This is a genomic window from Micromonospora sp. WMMD1102 (genome assembly GCF_029626265.1).
Lineage (GTDB): Bacteria > Actinomycetota > Actinomycetes > Mycobacteriales > Micromonosporaceae > Plantactinospora.
Genome location: NZ_JARUBN010000001.1, coordinates 4,257,872 through 4,275,253, shown reverse-complemented (window position 1 = coordinate 4,275,253; position 17,382 = coordinate 4,257,872). Strand labels below are relative to the sequence as shown.

The 17,382-nt window shown below is 71.9% G+C and carries 20 protein-coding genes and 1 pseudogene; 7 read left to right on the top strand and 14 right to left on the bottom strand.

Features of this window, described 5'->3' with window-relative positions; genetic code table 11:
* Positions 1-4: 4 nt before the first annotated feature.
* The 5 genes from O7626_RS19025 to O7626_RS19005 form a co-directional block, all read right to left on the bottom strand.
* Positions 5-322 carry a hypothetical protein gene (locus tag O7626_RS19025; RefSeq protein WP_278062508.1) on the bottom strand — a complete coding sequence of 106 codons (318 nt, stop codon included), beginning with the start codon at positions 320-322 and terminating at the stop codon, positions 5-7.
* On the bottom strand, positions 234-1,001 hold the full coding sequence (locus tag O7626_RS19020; RefSeq protein ID WP_278062507.1) for an AMP-binding protein: 768 nt from the start codon (positions 999-1,001) through the stop codon (positions 234-236). The genes O7626_RS19025 and O7626_RS19020 overlap by 89 nt, the downstream gene beginning before the upstream one ends.
* A gap of 359 nt (positions 1,002-1,360) precedes the next feature.
* Complete coding sequence (locus tag O7626_RS19015; RefSeq protein ID WP_278062506.1) at positions 1,361-1,777, bottom strand: YeeE/YedE thiosulfate transporter family protein; 417 nt, start codon at positions 1,775-1,777, stop codon at positions 1,361-1,363.
* Positions 1,777-2,460, bottom strand: coding sequence for a YeeE/YedE thiosulfate transporter family protein (locus O7626_RS19010; protein ID WP_278062505.1), 684 nt, complete (start codon positions 2,458-2,460; stop codon positions 1,777-1,779). The genes O7626_RS19015 and O7626_RS19010 overlap by 1 nt, the downstream gene beginning before the upstream one ends.
* Entirely contained in the window at positions 2,457-2,897 is a 441-nt protein-coding gene (locus O7626_RS19005) for a hypothetical protein (RefSeq protein WP_278062504.1), read from the bottom strand. Before O7626_RS19005 ends, O7626_RS19010 begins: the two co-directional genes overlap by 4 nt.
* Positions 2,898-3,222: 325 nt before the next feature.
* On the opposite strand from O7626_RS19005, the gene O7626_RS19000 reads away from it, so the two are divergent.
* Positions 3,223-3,435: a hypothetical protein gene (locus O7626_RS19000; RefSeq protein ID WP_278062503.1), complete on the top strand. Its 213-nt coding sequence runs from the start codon at positions 3,223-3,225 to the stop codon at positions 3,433-3,435.
* Between the two features lie 83 nt (positions 3,436-3,518).
* Here the strand turns inward: O7626_RS19000 and O7626_RS18995 are convergent, their stop codons facing one another.
* The gene (locus tag O7626_RS18995; RefSeq protein ID WP_278062502.1) at positions 3,519-4,046 is read right to left on the bottom strand and encodes a hypothetical protein; all 528 of its coding nucleotides are present in this window, start codon (positions 4,044-4,046) and stop codon (positions 3,519-3,521) included.
* Between the two features lie 233 nt (positions 4,047-4,279).
* A pseudogene (locus O7626_RS18990) lies at positions 4,280-5,085 on the bottom strand (transposase family protein); the annotation flags it as partial.
* Positions 5,086-5,303: 218 nt separating this feature from the next.
* Here O7626_RS18990 and O7626_RS18985 point away from each other — a divergent pair.
* The 6 genes from O7626_RS18985 (at position 5,304) to O7626_RS18960 (ending at position 9,622) form a co-directional block, all read left to right on the top strand.
* On the top strand, positions 5,304-5,795 hold the full coding sequence (locus O7626_RS18985) for a hypothetical protein (protein WP_278062501.1): 492 nt from the start codon (positions 5,304-5,306) through the stop codon (positions 5,793-5,795).
* A gap of 57 nt (positions 5,796-5,852) precedes the next feature.
* Positions 5,853-6,005, top strand: a complete 153-nt coding sequence (locus tag O7626_RS18980; RefSeq protein ID WP_278062500.1) for a hypothetical protein — start codon at positions 5,853-5,855, stop codon at positions 6,003-6,005.
* Positions 6,002-6,310 (top strand): epoxide hydrolase N-terminal domain-containing protein, encoded by a 309-nt coding sequence (locus O7626_RS18975; RefSeq protein WP_278062499.1) that lies wholly within the window; start codon positions 6,002-6,004, stop codon positions 6,308-6,310. The genes O7626_RS18980 and O7626_RS18975 overlap by 4 nt, the downstream gene beginning before the upstream one ends.
* Positions 6,311-6,336: 26 nt before the next feature.
* Positions 6,337-7,161: an alpha/beta hydrolase gene (locus O7626_RS18970; protein ID WP_278062498.1), complete on the top strand. Its 825-nt coding sequence runs from the start codon at positions 6,337-6,339 to the stop codon at positions 7,159-7,161.
* 189 nt (positions 7,162-7,350) lie between these two features.
* A complete protein-coding gene (locus O7626_RS18965; protein WP_278062497.1) occupies positions 7,351-7,962 on the top strand; it encodes a hypothetical protein in 612 nt (203 codons plus the stop codon).
* Positions 7,955-9,622 carry an SUMF1/EgtB/PvdO family nonheme iron enzyme gene (locus tag O7626_RS18960; protein ID WP_278062496.1) on the top strand — a complete coding sequence of 556 codons (1,668 nt, stop codon included), beginning with the start codon at positions 7,955-7,957 and terminating at the stop codon, positions 9,620-9,622. Before O7626_RS18965 ends, O7626_RS18960 begins: the two co-directional genes overlap by 8 nt.
* Before the next feature lie 73 nt (positions 9,623-9,695).
* Here the strand turns inward: O7626_RS18960 and O7626_RS18955 are convergent, their stop codons facing one another.
* The 7 genes from O7626_RS18955 to O7626_RS18925 form a co-directional block, all read right to left on the bottom strand.
* Positions 9,696-10,586 (bottom strand): dihydropteroate synthase, encoded by an 891-nt coding sequence (locus O7626_RS18955; protein ID WP_278062495.1) that lies wholly within the window; start codon positions 10,584-10,586, stop codon positions 9,696-9,698.
* Positions 10,587-10,775: 189 nt separating this feature from the next.
* On the bottom strand, positions 10,776-11,084 hold the full coding sequence (locus O7626_RS18950) for a hypothetical protein (protein WP_278062494.1): 309 nt from the start codon (positions 11,082-11,084) through the stop codon (positions 10,776-10,778).
* A 497-nt stretch (positions 11,085-11,581) separates the two neighbouring features.
* Positions 11,582-12,826, bottom strand: a complete 1,245-nt coding sequence (locus O7626_RS18945; protein ID WP_278062493.1) for a HAMP domain-containing sensor histidine kinase — start codon at positions 12,824-12,826, stop codon at positions 11,582-11,584.
* Positions 12,827-12,867: 41 nt separating this feature from the next.
* Positions 12,868-13,554, bottom strand: a complete 687-nt coding sequence (locus O7626_RS18940) for a response regulator transcription factor (RefSeq protein ID WP_278062492.1) — start codon at positions 13,552-13,554, stop codon at positions 12,868-12,870.
* Between the two features lie 49 nt (positions 13,555-13,603).
* Complete coding sequence (locus O7626_RS18935) at positions 13,604-14,890, bottom strand: cation:proton antiporter (RefSeq protein ID WP_278062491.1); 1,287 nt, start codon at positions 14,888-14,890, stop codon at positions 13,604-13,606.
* A gap of 46 nt (positions 14,891-14,936) precedes the next feature.
* Positions 14,937-16,313, bottom strand: a complete 1,377-nt coding sequence (locus O7626_RS18930; RefSeq protein WP_278062490.1) for a cytochrome P450 — start codon at positions 16,311-16,313, stop codon at positions 14,937-14,939.
* A complete protein-coding gene (locus O7626_RS18925; protein ID WP_278062489.1) occupies positions 16,310-17,368 on the bottom strand; it encodes an alpha-hydroxy acid oxidase in 1,059 nt (352 codons plus the stop codon). Before O7626_RS18925 ends, O7626_RS18930 begins: the two co-directional genes overlap by 4 nt.
* Between the last annotated feature and the right edge of the window lie 14 nt (positions 17,369-17,382).

Genomic DNA, 17,382 nt, shown 5'->3' with positions numbered 1-17,382 from the left:
CCGTTCACAACCAGCGCATGATCTTTCCAGTCGCGGATCGCGGGATGTGGTCGACCGGCTCGATGATTCGCGGAACCTCGATCGGGCTCAGCTCGGCGGCGCACCATTCGTGCAGACGTCCGACCGACACTCCCGGGTCAAGCACGACACGACACGCCGGCACCTCGCCCCGGATCTTGTCCTCCACCCCGAAGACCTCGGCATCGTGCACGCCCGGGCACCGGAGCAGGACCTCACGGATGCGTGCGCAACTTACCCGGGTGCCCGCGACCTTCAGGAACTCGGCCTGCCGACCGACGAGCCAGACACCCTTCGGGCCCATCCGCCCGATGTCTGTGCTGGGGAACCATCCGTCCACCGCCAGTCCGGGAATAGTCGTCGTTCCGGATGATCCCGTCGGCCAGTCCGTCGGTCCGGACGTGTAGCAGACCCTCGTCGGGGTCGGCGCTCCGGGCCAGCCGGATCTCGACCCCGGGCAGTGGTTGGCCGACGTAGCCGAAGGGGTCCGGCACTGCTCGTACGTCACCGATGGCCAGGGTCCCCGTCTCGGTGGAACCGTAGATGTTGTGCAGGGGCAGGGCGGCGGCCAGGGACTGGTCGACCGCAGATCTGCTCAGCCTGCCTGCCGACGACAGGAACGCGGACAGTCCGGAGAGGACACCTGTGCTACTCGACCGGAGGATGAGGTCCAGGTGGAAGGGGAGGCCGGTGAACACCTGGACGTCGGGTCGATCGACCGCGGCAGCGAGTACCGACAGGCTGGCACTGGGCCTGACCGCCCACACCCGGAGTCCTCTTCCCAACGCGGCCACGAGGTGGCTGAACCCGTACAGGTGGAAGCACGGGGCGGCCAGCACCACGCCGTGCTGTCCCTGGTAGACGGCGTCGGCGATCCGCGGGCTGTCCACCGAGGTGGCGTGCATACTCCGGACGATCCGGTTCGGCGTGGCGGTCGAGCCGGACGACATGAAGCTGTAGGAGGTCTCTCCCAGCGGCGCCACGAGCGGTGAACCGGCAGCGACTTCCTCCGCCAGGACCGACCCCGGACCCGCCGGCTCGTGGCTGCCGTGCTGGTCGCCTGGACGGCTCGGCTCGGTCCGGATCCCCAGGGTGCCCTGATCCAGGCTGGTTCGAGTGACGAGGGCGGTCGTCCGACTCGGGCATGGATACGGCGACCTCCTCTTGACCTGCCCGTTCAGGGTAGCGCCACCGGCGCCGCCCGGGACACGCCGGGACCACCGGTCGCCCCGGTCCGGATCGCCGGCCGGCCGGGGCCGGTGACGCGGATGGTCCGCAACCAGCCGGCGGTGGGGCCGGGCCGAGGCCACGCGGGTGGTGGGTCAGCGCTGGCGGGCGGGTCTCACCGGCCACATGACCCGACGTCGAGGTGGAGGTACCTGGCGTTCACCCAGCGGCAGAGTCGGGTACCGACCACGATGCCCACGATCGTGACAAGCGCCGGAAGGTAGCCGCTGGCCACCTGGATGATCGGGATCGCCGGGCAGCCGCCGGAGAGCGCCCAGCCGCCGCCGAACAGGACCGCGCCGGGTATCACGCCCGGATGGATGCGGCCCGGCGAACGACGGACCCGGAACAGGGCGAAGACCACGACGATCAGCCCGACACCGCCGGCGAAGGCGAAGAACATCCGCAGGTCCTGGAAGGTGAACATGCGGTTCAGCTCGGCGTAGTCGCCGAAGCCGATGTTGGTGACGGTGAAGCCGAGGGCGAGCCCGGCGATGACGTTGGCGAGCAGGAGTCCACCCCGGGTACGCATCACACGACCTTCCAGAGCAGGAACGACACGGCGACGGCGGCGCCGAAGAAGACGGCCGTCGCGACGAGGCTGTCCGGATGGAGCCGGCCACAGCCGTTGAGCCCGTGACCGGAGGAACATCCACCGGCCAGACGGGTGCCGAAACCGACCAGGATGCCGCCGACGAAGAGCGTGCCGACCATCTGCGGTGGACTGTCGGTGACGATCTCGCGGAAGCCGTCCCCCATGTCCAGCCGAAGGTCGAACCGGCCGGCCGTGACCGCCGCCAGCAGCCCGCCCAGGAAGATCGAGAGCAGCAGCGCGGCCTGGGTGACCAGGTGCGCCGGACGCGGTGCGCCGGACGCGGCCCGGGTACCCAAATCCGGTTCGACGGCCGGGACGGCGGCCGGCGGCCCGGCGTGCGGGCCGACGGACTGCGGACCGGGGTCCGCCACCGACGGCCGGGACGGCGCACCGGGTCGGGTTCCGAAGTGTTCGGCGGTGGCCGCCGCGAGCGCCTCGGTGAGGGCGCGATCGTCGGTGAACTGTGCCTCCAGCCGTTCGGCACGGCGCTCGTCCCGCCAGTGCAGCACCCGTTCCCACGCGGAGGAGACGCCGAAGGACCGGTCGGTGCTGACGGTGTAGTTGATGGTGACGAAGGCCAGGCCGAGTGCGCCTGCCCACCAGGGCCAGTAGTTGCTCATGCGGGGCCTGAGATCCAATCGGTGAGGCGGGTCCACCAGCGGCGTCGCGGTTGCGGCGGTACCGCCGGAGTGCTCCCGGGGGTTTGCGCGACCTGCGGAAACAGTGGATGTCTCGGCAGTCCGGTCGGCGGCGCGGCCTGCTCGAAGTAGCCCGACGGCGGGGGTGCGGCCCGGCGGGGATCCGGCCCCGGCCACCGTGGCGGCGTCGACGGGTCCGGTCCGGCCGGATCGACCTCGGCGGTCGAGCCCTTCAGGTGCTGCGCGTGGGCGCCGTTGGGCAGCAGCGTGATCGGCACGACGGCGCCGGTCAGCGACAACGTGTACCGGGCACAGTCCCGCCAGCCGTCCCCGGTGTCGCAGTAGTACTCCCGCCAGCTGCGCAGAGACGCTCGGAGTAGCGGGAACAGAGGGCATCGTTCGGCGTGTGGGCAGCCCATGTCGCTCCAGTCTGACCGGCTGGGCCAACCGGTGGACCCGGCGGTCGAGCGCAGTCCCTGTCTGCTGATCCAGCCGGAAAGCATAGAGCATCTGGATTGCGACGGTGCTCGATGGCGGCACGGCGGAGGCATTCCGAGCGTCTCGGCGGTTCGTGCCTGTACGGGTGAATCCTCCCCACCTGCGGATTCCCTACTTTTCCGGCGTACTGAGCGGTGACCGCGGGTGTGGCGCACCGACAACGAATCCTGTCTTGATAGACTGGGTGTTCGGTTCGTGGCGTGTCGACGTGCCTCCCGCACCGAAACCAGACCGAGGAGCCCCGAGATGACCGCGCACGAGTTCGAGCTGATCCACGACATCACCGTCCCGGCCACCCCGGAGCAGGTCTGGGCGGCCATCGCCACCGGGCCGGGCATCGACTCCTGGTTCATGGGACGCAACGAGGTCGAGCCGCGCGAGGGCGGCACGGCCAGCATGACGATGTTCGGCAACACCGAGGGCGCCACCATCACCGAGCCATTCCGCGCAATCGGTTGACTACCGTATGCTGTCATGCGGTGTGGGAGGCGTGTGGGAGGGCCGAGGTCCAGGATTCAAGGGCTGCCGGCAGTGCACGCCTGCTACATGGCCGTCGACCGTGTCATGACTGCTGTAGCGGTTTTTTCTGTGGTCGTGAATACGATCCGTAGGCGCTCACCCGCCGCGACGGTGAACGTCTCGTCTTTCGACTGGGCGATGTCAAGCGCGGCCCCGTGGGTGACGAACCTAAACGCGGCGCCGAGCACGTGATCGCCCAGCCCGATGGCGCCAGCGAAGAAGACGACGCCCTCGTCGCCGGGTGTGAGCTGTCGCCCGGCGGTGATACAGACGCCGTCGAGGTGAGCGGACACGCGCTCGAGAAATCGCCCCTCGTCAGCGACGGCCACCAGTTCGATCGCAGCCGTCGGTCGCGCGAGTTCGACGAGATATGCGCGGATCTCCTCGGCATCTGCCGCGGGTAGCTGCTCGTCGAGCGGACCGCGATCTAGGAATTCGTCGACCGTCTGAAAGCCGATCGTGTACCCGCCGTCGTGGGCGGGGTCGGAGGGATTATCGTGGTAACCCGTGTACAACAGGCCATTTGCGCCAAGCCCGACCGTCTTCCTCACATACGGACCGACGTCCCAGTCCCAGACTGGGCGGCGAGATGGACCCCGCTTCGGTCTTCTTCTCGGTGCCATATCACTCCTGTCGGCCGCTGTCACGGCCGCATGCTTCCATAGGGGTTGCAGGCGGGCTTGCGTCGATGGCTCGTTGCGGATTCTCGCGAGCAGCCGTGAGTATGATCACTGATCCGTTCCCCGCAGAGTGTCGGCCACTGAGCGTTGTCACGTGGTGCGGCGTGGTCGATGTGGAGGATGACGAGTGCTGCGGCGACGATCTTCCCGATCCGCCAGGGGTCCAGGCTGACGTTGCGGAGCGCTCTGAACGTCGTCTTCAGCAGCGAGTTGCCGCGTTCGCCGATCGCCCGGACGCTGTTATGGGCCTTGTTCAGCTGCTGCTGCAACGTGGTGAGGCGACCACCTTTGGGTTTCTTGAACGCCACAGTGATCGTGTCGGACTCGCCCTCGTAGCCCAGATCGCCCAGCGCGCGCAGGTCATCGCTGGCCTGAACGAGGCTGGGCATGATTTCGGGGTGGGCACGCAGCGCGGTGGTGTCGTGCTCGCGCCCGGGCCGCACGCCGGAGGTCCAGATCGGCCAGCCGTCCGGCACGGTGATCACCTGGATGTTGCCGCCGTGCTGGTTGTGCTTGCCCGACCACCACAAGTCCACGCCCGAGGTTGGGCCAGGGGTGGACACCCGGTCGGTATCGACCAGCATCCCGTCGATGTTGACGTGGCTGTACCCGGCGGTTTTCGCAGCCAGCAGCGCTCCGTGCAGCCCGGGTGATCGGGCCGCCAGCACGTCGATACCTTCGTGTAGATAGTCATAGCCGGTCGACTTGCCGATCTGGTTGTCCCGGACCAACTGGGTCATCCGGGTGCCGTCCAGAAACCAGCGCAAGACCAGCACCGCCTGGTCACGGCAGGACAAGCGCGAGTGTGGGCGCGGGTGCCCCGCCGCACACGTTCATCGGCCAGCAGGCCGACCAGAAACTCCACCGTCGCCTCGCGTACCGGCAACTCGGCGGTGTATGTGACACTCATCGTCGACGCAGGACCCCTATGAAGTTGATCTGTGAGAGGACCACCTTCATACCGGGGTTCTGCGTCTTCTCGTTGCACCACAACCAATCCGGCGTGTCACCGCACCCACCAACGACCGACTACGCAGCGCAACCCACCGTTACGCGGAATGGCTCACCGCCTGGGAGCCGGGCCGGCGCTTCGCCTACCGTGGCACCCCCGGCGAGGACGGCGGGTTCATGGCGTTCGAATTCCTCGTCGAGGGTCGCGACGGCGGCTCGAGCACGCTGCGCATGGTGCACAGCGGCATCCTGACCGGCGACTGGGAGTCCGAGTACGAGGCGCTGAAGAACGGCAACCTGCTCTACCTGCGGAGCCTGGCTCAATACCTGGAGCACTTTCCCGGCCGCACCGCCGTGCCGGTCACGGCGCTCGGTCCGCAACAGCCGGACCAGGAGACGGTCTGGGCGAAGCTCACCGCCGCGACCGGCCTGTCCAAGGACGTCGACGAGGGCGAGCCGGTGCGCTTCACCGTCGACGGCCGGCAGGTCGACGGCGTCGTCGACACGGTGCTGGCCCCGACCTTCCTCGGCGTACGCACCGACGACGCGCTGCTGCGGTTCGTCGGCGGGGGCGGCGTCGTCCTGACCGGCCACCACGTCTTCGCCGACGTCGACCCGGACCAGGCCGAGCGGACCTGGCGGGACTGGCTGACCAGCGCGATGGCCTGAACCGGCGACAACGGCACCCGACAGCACCACGACGGACACGCGTACCTCGACGGGCCGATGGCCGCGCACCGCACCGCACCGCCACCGGTCGTCGACGCCAGCCACGGCGAGGACGGGCCGCTGCGCGGTGCTGCGATCATCGGTCTCGACCATGCCGCCGGCGAGACGGCCCTCGCCGACCGGTCGGCCGGCAGAGAGGCGGAATCATGACCGAAGAGATCACCCCGTACCGGATCGAGGTTCCGGAGGAGCAGTTGGTGGAGCTGCGCCGGCGGCTGGCCGCGACCCGCTGGCCGGAACCCGAGACCGTGCCGGACTGGTCCCAGGGGGTTCCGCTGCGCTACCTGCGCGAGCTGTGCCGGTACTGGGCCGAGGCGTACGACTGGCGGGCCACCGAGGCGCGGCTGAACGCCCTGCCGCAGTACCGGACCGTGGTCGACGGGCTCGGTGTCCACTTCGCGCACGTGCGCTCGCCGCAGCCCGAGGCGATGCCGCTGGTCCTGACGAACGGCTGAAGGGCTCGCTGGCCGAGTACCTCAAGGTGGTCGGCCCGCTCACCGACCCGGTCCGGTACGGCGGCGACCCGGCGGACGCCTTCCACCTGGTCCTGCCGACCCTTCCCGGGTACGGGTTCAGCGACAAGCCGACCGGCCCCGGGTGGGGCGTGCGGCGAATTGCCGACGCCTGGGCCGAACTGATGGCCCGGCTCGGCTACCAGCGGTACGGCGCGCACGGCACCGACTGGGGCAACAGCGTCACCACCGCCATCGGCCAGCGGGATCCCGGACACGTTGCCGGAATCCATCCGGTACCCCCGATCGCCGCCCCCGACCCGGCCACCTTCGACAGTCTCACCGACGCGGAGCGGGCCAGCCTCGCGGCGCTGCGCGAGGCGCAGGACCGGGAGTCCGGCTACTCCGCCGAGCAGTCCAGCAAACCGCAGACCATCGGGTACGCCCTGGTCGACTCGCCCGCCGCGCTCTGCGGCTGGATCGCCGAGAAGTTCTGGTCCTGGACCGACCACGACGGGCACCTGGAGACCGTGGTCAGCAGGGACGAACTGCTCGACACGGTCATGCTCTACTGGCTGCCCGCCACCGGCGCCTCCGCCGCCCGCCTCTACTGGGAGAGCTTCGGGCAGGTCGCCGAGTGGTTCCGCTCGACCACCACGGACAGCGTGTCGGTGCCCACGGGCTGCTCGGTCTTTCCGGGGGACGTACCCCGCCCGTCGCGCCGGTGGGCGGCCCGGCGCTACACCGACATCCGGTACTGGAACGAACTCGACCGGGGCGGGCACTTCCCCGCCCTCGAACAGCCCGACACCTTCGTCCGGGAACTGCGCGCGTTCTTCCGGCTGGTCCGCTGAGCCTGCCTCCGCCACGGCACGGCTGGTGCCGACCGGTCACCCTTCGGCGGGCCGGCGGCAGCCACCGACCCGATGGCACCGCCGGGTCCGCGGCGACTAGTGTCCGAGAGGCCGTACGGCGGCACGGGACGGGTGCCCGGCGTCGACGTCGGCGCGGCAGGCCACAGTGGGCGGACGCGGAGCATCGGCATGACGACGCAGCGCTTGACCGTATTCGTATCGAGAGAACTCGAGGGCCTTCTCGTCGGTAACTCGACCGGCGTCGTCGACATCCTGCGAGCGCACCAGGTCGACTTCGAGGTCGAGTTCGGCCACGGCGGTACGGCACCGGGCGCGGGTGCCGAGCGTGATCTCGTACTGACGCTGCTGGCCAGCGCGGCCGTGGTCGCCACGGTGACGCCGCTGGTGCGTACCGTCCTGGACCGGCTCACCAACCGTCCGGTCGTGGCGACCGAACTCAGGCTGGTACCCGTCGAGTCCAGCTCCGGTGAGGTGGTCCGGGCGGCCGACGGCACGCCGGTGTTGCACTGGGTCGAGGTCCGGCGCCTGCTCGACGACGGCGGCCGGGACCGGTCCCGGACCGAGCGGCTGAACCTGACCCTGGAAGGCCCGCTCGGCGTCCGCTTCGAACTCGGTACCTCCGCCCGCGACGGGCGCGACGAAGCCGACACGGTGGCGGAGTCCTCCGATCAGCCGACGGACCCGGGCGGGCAGTCGGCGGAGGCCCCGGACCAGTCGGCGGAGGGCGCCCACCAGGTGGCGGGGGAGGTCCGACGCCTGTCGGAGGAGACCGGTGGGTAGGCGGGTCGCGTTCACGGCGGCGTCCAACGGACCGGCCGGGCCGAACCAGTTGCGCTACGCCCTGACCGACCAGGCCAGGCTGACCAGGATCCTGGGCAGCCGCATCTGCGGATTCGACGTCTCGGGCACCAGCGCGACCAGTTCGGTGGCCGAGCTGCGCGACGGGATCTTCGCCGTCGCCGAGCAGTGCCGCCCCGGTGACACCCTCGTGGTGACCTTCGCGGGTCATGCGCTGATCGACGGGGGCGAACTCTTCCTGCTCTGGCACGACTCGCACCCCGAGCGTCTGCTCCGGACCGCGCTGCCGGCCCGGGACGTCTTCGCCGCCATGGACCGGTCCCGCGCGACGAACAAGCTGCTCGTCCTGGACTGCTGCCACGCCGGGGCCGTGCTGGGTCCCGGCTTCCGGGCCGCGCCGGCGACGTCGTTGAACGAGGTCGCGGCACAGGCGGGTAGCTTCCTGATGCTGCTGGCGAGCGACCGCCTGGAGCGGGCCCGCGAGGTGGAGAGCCTGTCCGGTGGCTTCCTGACGGTCAAACTGTGCCAGGCGCTCGAACGCGGCGCGGACTCCGACCAGGACGGCCAGACGTCACTGGGGGACGCGGTCGAGTGGATCCGACGGCAGGCGGAACGGCACAACGCGTACTCCCTGGGCGAGACGGTGCCCATCCCGCTGGTGTTGGGCAAGGAACGCGGCCCGGTCATCCTCACCACCGCACCGGTCTGGGAACCGTGGACCTTCCGGCTCGGCTCGGTGGAGATGGTGCTGCTGCCGGTCCTCTACGGCTTCGCCGACGCCGGGGCGGTGGCGATTTCGAGGCACCCGGTGACGAATGACCAGTACCGCGAGTTCGTCACCGCCGCCGACGCCGGTGGCCAGGACGCCGTGGAACCGGCCGGCTACAGCTACGACCCGGCGAGGATGAGCTGGCACGAGCCGTTCCGGCCGTGGGACGACCGGCGGTACCGGGCCGCCGACCTCCCCGTCGTCTGCGTGGACTACCGGGCGGCGGAGCGCTACTGCGGCTGGCTCAGCCGGCGGTTCGGCGGCTGGGACCCCCGGCAACGACCGTCGGACGGGGTGGTGCTCAGCCGGTCCGTCGACCCCGCGTACGCGATAACGCTGCCGACACCCGCGCAGTGGAGCTTCGCCGCGTACGGCGACTTCGAGGCGCTCTCGCCGCGCTCGGCCTCCGGGCGGACCAGGCGGATGCCGGTACGGCTGCAACCGGAGATCCACCAGGACGCGGCGATGCCGGCGGCGGCGGAGCGGGACGGATCGCGGACGAACTCGTTGGGCGTGTCCGACATGTTCGGCAACGTGTGGGAATGGTGCCTCGGCGCACCCCTGCGCGGGCACCGCAGCACGCTGGTGGCGATCGGCGACTTCGACGACGAGCTGGCGGACCGGGGACTCGCCCGGACGGTGGAGCTGCGCGGCGGCGGCTATCTGGACGAGGCGGCGAACGTGGTGCCGTACGTCCGGGCGTCGGAACTCCAGTACGGCCTGGAGACCGCGCACACCGACCTCGGGTTCCGGGTCTGCACCACCGTCGAGGTGGCAAGTCTTCCGGACCAGGTGGCGGAGATCCTCACCTACCACGGGGTACCCCTGCCGGACGACAGCCGCACGTTCCTGCGGCTGCCGACCGGCCAGTGAGCGCCGTCAGGGTGGCGACGGTGCCTCCGACCCGCGCCGTCAGGGTGGCGACGGTGCCTCCGGCGCGCGGTGCCTAGGGTTCGAAGCTGTCCAGCAGGCGCCGGACGGTCTCCACGGCGCCCACCTCGTGCGTCCGCAGCAGCTGACCGCCCCCGATCATCGCCAGCACCGCCATGATCGGCTCGGCCAGCCGGCGGTACGCCCCGGCGAAGACGCCCGGAGCGTGCACCAGGGTGGCCAGCACGGGCACGCCGAGCGCGCCGAGCCGGTGCAGTTGGAGGTACTGCGACATCTGGTAGGAGGCACGGCCGGTGCCGTCGTCCAGCTCGAAGGCGAAGCCGATCGCGGGATCGACGACGCAGCGGGTGACTCCGGCGGCTTCCGCCTCGCCCAGGCGCGAGCGCAGGAAATCCAGTCGGTCCGGCACGGCGGTGTCCCCGGCCCGCAGCGTGTACTTCCCGAGGGCAGGCGTCCCGCCCGGCAGGTACGGCAGCACGACCGCGCCGTCGTACCGGGCGACGGTGTCGAAGGCGAGTTCGCGGTGCGCGTAACCGACCAGGTTGACCATCCGCACGCCGAGCCGCATCGCCGTCTCGACCACCGCCGGGTGCCGAGTCTCCACCATGATCTCGACACCGAGGTCGAGGCACTGCTCCAGCGCCGGTAGCAGCAGGTCGAGCTGCGCCCCGGCGTCCCGGGTCCGCGCGCCGGGCGCCGTGGACTCCAGGCCGAACTCCACGAAGTCCGCTCCCGCGTCCCGGGCCGTCACGGCCAGCCGGCGCGCCGCCGACGGCGACTCCGCGACACTCTCCGGGTACGGGGAATCCGCGGACAGGTTCACCACGGCCACGAGTCGACGTCGCCGCGCCAGCTCGAACGTCCGGCGGCCCGGCAGCTCGAGCCGTGGCGCGGGCGGCAGGGACCCGCCGGCGAGCAGGTCACGGACCGCTGTCGGATCAAGCACCGGCACACCTCGCAGCAGCGGGCACCGCGTCCGCCTCTCCACGCGGGCAACGCCCGCCATTCTGCCGGAGCGGCCACCCGGCGACCGTCCGGTACGCCTGCGATGGTCCACCGCGCCCGCGCCGCCAGCCCGGAGGTGCTGTCGAGGGCGGGCGGCAGGAGGTGCGGGCGGCGACGCCGGTGCTGCGCTTCAGATCCGCGCTCTCGCCTGCGGCTGGATCGTGCCCACCGCGCCGTTGAGCGAGGTCAGCGCCCGGTTCTGATGCGCGACCGCCTTGCGTAGCGCGTCGGCCGGACCGGTCTGCCCGGCGGTCGCGGCGGCGCCGGCCAGCTCGGTCAGACACTCCTGGAGCCCGGACCCGATCCGTTGCAGGATGGCGAGCAGGATCGCCGGCTCGTTCACGGCCACGTCGCCGCGCAGCTGGAGGGCCAGTTGTTCGAGGGCCTGCTGTGAGCCGATCGCCAGGTCGACCAGCTCGGGCTCGGCGTGACCGGTCATCGGGCGGCCCGGTCCGGGTTCGGTGTCGGCCGGCTCTCCCGGCGGCCGGCGAGCCGGCGGAAGGAGTACGAGGGTGGTGCCACCCGTCCAGAATGGCAGCGGATGCCGGTGCCGCCCTCGGATCTCCGATCATGGCTTGGGGCTGAGCGGTCCGGGACTGGGCGGCCGATCGGGCCCGGCCGGTCATGCCGACGGACACCGGGCCGCCGTACCTCGGTCGCGCCGACGCCGGTCGGGCGATCCGGTCTCGGCTGATCGGTGGTCCCGGCCGTCCACAGTGGCCGACTTCCCGCCGGGGTCGATCGCCGGGGGGCGGGCGGGGCCAGCCCCGCATCGGTGCGGATCGAGCTTCCGGACCGCTGGCCAGCGAACCTCCCTCCGCCTCGTCGCCCAGCCGCGGGGCGGCGCCCACGAGGCGGGCGTACGCGAGCAGCTGTGCGGGCCGCGCCGCCACCGCGGACCGGGATCAGCCGAAGGGCCGGGGCCGGGGGCCGGGATCAGCCGGCGGGCCGGGTCCCGGTGAGCGCGGTGTCGGCCCTGGCCGGCAGCCGGACCACGAAGCTGGCACCCCGGCCGGGCTGGCCCTCGGCCTGGATCGTGCCGCCGTGCCCGGTGACGACCTCGCGCAGCAGCGACAGTCCGAGGCCGGTACGCCGACGCTCGGTCTCGACGCCGCTGCGGAACCGGTCGAAGATCCGCTCGGCGGGGTCGAATCCGGTACCGGTGTCGGTGACGGTCAGCTCGACCACGCCGCCGCCGGCCGGGCGGCGTACCGTCACCTCGATCAGTCCACCTGCCGGAGTGTGGGTCAGGGCGTTCGTCAGCAGTTCGCCGATCACCCGCCTCAGCGCGGACGCCACCCCGAGCACCGGCAGCGGCACGTCCGGACGGCTCAGCGTGAGCGTCACACCCTGCTCGGTGGCCCGGTCGGTCTCGGCGACCACCGCGTGCTCGGCCAGCGCGGCCATGTCCACGGTGCCGGTGCCGGGCCGGATGTCCGGCATCGCCGCCAACCGGGCGGAGAGCAGCAGGTCGTCGACGACCTCGCCGAGCCAGCGGGTGGTGCCGATCAGCCGTTCGAGTTCGGCGCGGTAGTCGGCCGGTACTCCGGCGTTGCCGGCCCGGCGGGCGAGCAGTTGGGCCCGGGTGTGCACCTGGGCGATCGGGGTACGGAGTTCGTGGCTGACGTCGGCGACGAACCGGCGCTGCCGGGCGAGCGCCTCGGCCAGCGGTGCGACGGTGAGGCGTCCCACCGTCAGGCCGCTGGCGATGGCGGCGAGCAGCCCGATCGCCTCCGCGATGGCGAGCGCGACGAGCAGGTGCCGGCGGTCGGCGAGCTGGTAGCGGGCGTCGAAGATGGCCTGCACGACGTCGTCGCCGCGCGGCTGGGTCAGCACGTAGTAGACGGTGCCGTTGCGTTCCAGGGTGGTCACCTCGGCGGTCCTGGTCTCGACCACCCTGGCCAGCGGCTGCTGGAGCGGGAACCCGGGAGGCGCGGGGATGTCGCCGGTGCGCAGCTCGCCGTCGTGCAGCAGGAAGAGCCAGGTGCACCCGGGCGGCCCGGACGGGTCGCTGCGGGTGGCGGTGTAGGCGAGTTCGCGGTGGATCTGCCTTTCCTGGCCCTGGATCAGCGAGGCGTAGGCGACCCCGCCGATCAGTGTGATCAGGACGGTCACGGCGAGTCCGACGAGTATGCCGACCCGGCGCCGGGCCCGGGCCACCACCATGCGTTCGGTGGCCATCCAGGAGATCCCGGCCGGTCCGTCCAGCGGACCCCGGGCCTTCACAGCTCGCCCAGCCGGTAGCCGAGGCCGTGCACGGTACGCACCGCGGCGCGGCCGAGCTTTCGCCGCAGGTAGTAGACGTAGGTGTCCACTATGGACGAGGCGGCTGCCTCGCCGAAGATCCGGCGGCGCAACTCCGCGCGGGAGTGCACCGCCCTGGGGCGTACGGCGAGGAGGTGGAGCAGGTCGAACTCCCGGGCGGAGAGCGCCACCCGGGAGCCGTCCGGCAGCAGCACGTCCCGGGCGCCCAGGTCGAGCCGGCCGGCGCCGAGCGGAAGCGTCTCGGCACGGTCCGAGGCGCGCCGGCACAGTGCCCGGATCCGGGCACTCAGCTCGTCCAGCTCGAACGGTTTGATCAGGTAGTCGTCGGCGCCCGCGTCGAGGCCGGCCACCCGGTCGTCGACCGTGCCGAGGGCGGTGAGCATCAGCGCGCGGGCCGGGACGGCACGGGACCGTAACCGGGACAGCAGGTTGAGCCCGTCGAGCGCCGGCAGCAACCGGTCGATCACCATGACGTCGTACGGCCGGGTGAGCCCGAGGTGCAGGCCGCGTTGACCGTCCGGAGCCACGTCGACGAGGTAGCCTTCGTCGGTCAGCACCTCGGTCAGCATCTCCGCCAGGTCGGCGTCGTCCTCGACCAGGAGCAGGCGGTGTACGCGGGGTGGCGTCTTGCTAGCCGTAAGCACATGTCGAGAATCCCACACCCGGCGAAAACATAGACTGTGATAGATGTCTCTATGCTTTGCCTCCCGCCGGTTGAACCGCTATGGCGCTTTCCTGCGTGTCGGCCTGGGCAGCGGCCCGCTCCTCCCGCCGCTCGATCCAGGTCAGCAGCGGCGTCGTCATCAGCGTCGTGACGAGCGCGACCAGCACCAGCGCGGTGAACAGCGTCGAGTTGACGATGCCGGCGGCCATCCCGACGTTTATCGCGATCAGCTGCATCAGCCCGCGGGCGTTCATCAGCGCGCCGATCCGCAGCGCCACCCCGTTCGGCTCCCGGCGCAACCGGGCCGCGCCCCAGCAGGCGCCGAACTTGCCCACGATCGCCACCGTGACGCAGCCGAGCGCGAAGAGCAGCACCGACGGTTGGCCCAGCAGCCCGAACTCGGTGTGCAGGCCGGAGTAGGTGAAGAAGAGCGGCAGGAAGACGATCTGGCAGACCGGGGTGACCGTGTTGACCAGCCGGTCGGTGCGCTCGTGGTGCGGCATCACCGCGCCGACCGCGAAGGCGCCGAAGACCGCGTACAGGCCGATCTCGTCGGTGTACCAGGCGACCGCGAAGAGGAGTGCGACCAGGCCGAGCAGCCGGGACTGGTCGCCGAGCCGGTCGCTGCCGACCAGCGCGGCGGTGACCCGCCGACCCACCGTCCAGAGCAGCAGCCCGAACAGCGCCGCACCCCCGACCGTGGTCAGCGCCGGCCCCACCCGCCCGGAGGCGGTGGCCAGGACGACCGCGAGCAGCATCCAGGCCACCACGTCGTCGAGTGCACCGCTGGCCAGGGCGAGTGAGCCGTGCCGGGTCCCGGCGTGACCGCGCTCGGTGATGATCCGGGCCAGCATCGGGAAGGCGGTGATCGCCAGGGCGACCCCGACGAAGGCGGCGGAGACCCCGACCGAGGCGCCGTCGGCGATCACCGGTGCGTGTCCCGCGGTGGCGAGCACCAGCAGCACGCCGAGGCCGAGCGGGGCGAGCACCCCGGCCAGCGACACCGCGCCGGCGGTGCCGGCCAGTCCGGTCGTCGGGTGCGCGGTGAAGGCGTACCCGGCCTGGAACATGAAGATGACCAGGCCGACCTGGCCGACGACGTAGAGCACCGGATAGAGCTGCTCCGGGAAGAGCGCGTCCTGCACGCCCGGTGCCAGCAGGCCGAGCAGCGACGGCCCGAGCAGCACACCGGCCAGCATCTCGCTCACCACCGCCGGCTGGCCGACCTTGCCGAGCAGCCACGCCATCAGTCGGCAGAAGAGCAGGATCACCGCGACGGCGATGAAGAACCGGGGAGCCAGGGCCACCGGGGTCATGTCCGGCCGCCCTCGGCCGGGGTCCTGCGGACCGGACCGGTCTCGCTCATCGTCGAACCTCCTCGAAGTAGGTGGCACAGAGACGTTGCCGTCGCGCGTCGAGCACCATCACGCTGCCGAGTACCAGCTGGACGAGACTGCGCCACACGTCGGCCCAGTTGTCCGCCAGCCGCATCAGCCACAGTCGGAACCGCCCGGGGGGCCGTACGCCGGCCGGGACGAGGAAGCACGGCCCCCGGCTCGGCAGCGAACGGCTGTGCCGGACGGTGGAGACCAGCGCGTACCGGCGCAGCACCTCGCGGGTGACCGCGCGCATCATCACCGGTGCCACGCCCCGGGCCGGACAGGCCCGGTTGGCGGTCACGCCGAACGGGACGAAGTGCGCCGCCCGGCGGTCCAGTGTCCGCCACCGGTCCGGGTCGAACGTGTCGTCGGCGGCCGGTCCGGTGCGCTGGAAGGCGAGGTAGTTGAAGAGCAGCACGGAGCCGGCCGGAATGGTGACCGCGTCGTCGAGCCGGATCGGTGCCGAGGTCACCCGGTGCGCCACCCCGAAGAGCGGATGCACCCGCAGCGTCTCGTCGATCACCCGGTCCAGTACCCGGTCAGGCGCCTCCCCGGCGTCGTCCAGGCCGGCCAGCAGCTCGCGCTGGGTCGCCGGGTGCTGGGCGACGGCCAGCAGCAGGTGCGCCATCGCCTCGGACATCTGCACCACGGCGGTGTTGAAGAAGGCGCCCTGGAGATACCAGGCCGTCTCCCGCGCGGTGAACGGCTCCGGCAGGGTCACCGGCGAGGTGCCCGCCTCGACCCGGGCCAGCAGGTGCCGGGTGAGCCGGTCCCGCCGCCGCATGTGCCGCAGCCCGCAGCACTTCAGCGCGGTCACCACGTCGTCGGCGTTCGCCACGATCAGCGCCCGGACCTCCGGCGGGCACTCCTCGCCGAAGACGAGCTCGTGGTAGACCTCGGCCCAGATCGGCATCATCAGGTCCCGCAGCCGCACCCGGCTGCTCCGGCCGGCGGGCAGCGCGGCGAGGACGCGCCGGGCCGCGGCGGCGGCCAGTTCCGTCGACCGCGACTGCGACACCGCCAGCACCCGCCGGGTAGTCCGGGCGACGGTGCGGTAGCGCTCGCCGGGCTCCAGGTGCTCCTGGTGCATCTGCGGCCCCGGTGCCAGCCAGTACCAGAACAGGTCGGAGAGGCCGGCGCCCCGGCTGCGCCCGTCGGCTGCCGGGTCGGCGTAGAGCCGGGTGAAGTGCTCCGGGCCGACCAGCGGGCCGGGCACCGCGATCCCCTCGGTGCCGTTCACCCGCGCGAAGATCCACCCTCGCAGCCGGACCACCGCCGGGGGCAGCCAGCGCGGCAGCAGCCAGCCGGCCACCGCGACGGGAACCGCCAGCAGGGTCCCGAGCACCGGCAGCGCGCTCATCCCGGCACCGCCCGGGTGAGCAGGTCCGGTCCCAGGTCGGCGGGGCGGACGGCGCCGGCCAGCGTCATCACCCGGGCCAGGTCGGCGCGGAACAGGTCGAGCACCTGGCCCACCCCGGCCCCGCCCCGGGCGGCGAGCCCCCAGAGCACCGGCCGGCCGACCCCGACCGCGACCGCGCCCAGGGCCAGCGCGGTGAGCACGTCGCTGCCCCGGCGGATCCCGCCGTCGAGCAGGACCGGAATCCGCCCCTCGACCGCGGCCACCACCGCCGGCAGGGCGTCGACGGCCGCCGCCGCCCCGTCCAACTGCCGCCCCCCGTGGTTGGAGACCCAGACCGCGTCCACGCCGTGCGCGACGGCGAGCCGGGCGTCGGCCGGATGCAGGACCCCCTTCAACACCACCGGCAGCCGGGTCGTCGCACGCAGCCAGTCGACCTGCGCCCACCCGAGGTCGGGGTCCAGGACGATGTCCCGGACCCGCCCGGTCTCCGGGTCGCGCATGTTCTCGCAGCACAGCTCGGGCGGCAGGTCGAGGAAACCGTTGCGCAGGTCCCGCTCGCGCCGGCCGAACACCGGCGAGTCGACGGTGACGACAAGCGCCCGGGCACCGGCGGCCTCGGCCCGCCTGACCAGCGACTCGGTGAACCCGAGGTCCGGCTGCGGATAGAGCTGGAACCAGAACCGCAGCGGCGGGCCGTCCCCGCCCGGCGCGGCGGCGACCGCCTCGATCGGTGTGGTGGCAGCCATGCTCAGCACCAGCACCGTTCCGGCGGCCGCCACCGCGCGGGCGCAGCCCACCTCCCCCTCCGGGTGGGCCAGCCGGTGGAACGCGGTGGGGGAGACCAGTACCGGCATCGACAGCGTCCCGCCGAGCAGCGGCGTACGCAGGTCGCGCTCCCCACCGCCGCGCAGCACCCGGGGCAGGATCCGGTAGGAGTCGAAGGCCGCCTCGTTGGCTCGCAGGGTCCGTTCCTCGCCGGCCCCGCCGGCGAAGAAGTCCCGGTGCACCGGGTCGAGGCGGTCCCACGCCTCGACCCGCAGGTCCGTGAGGTTCACCGGGGGGTCCGCGC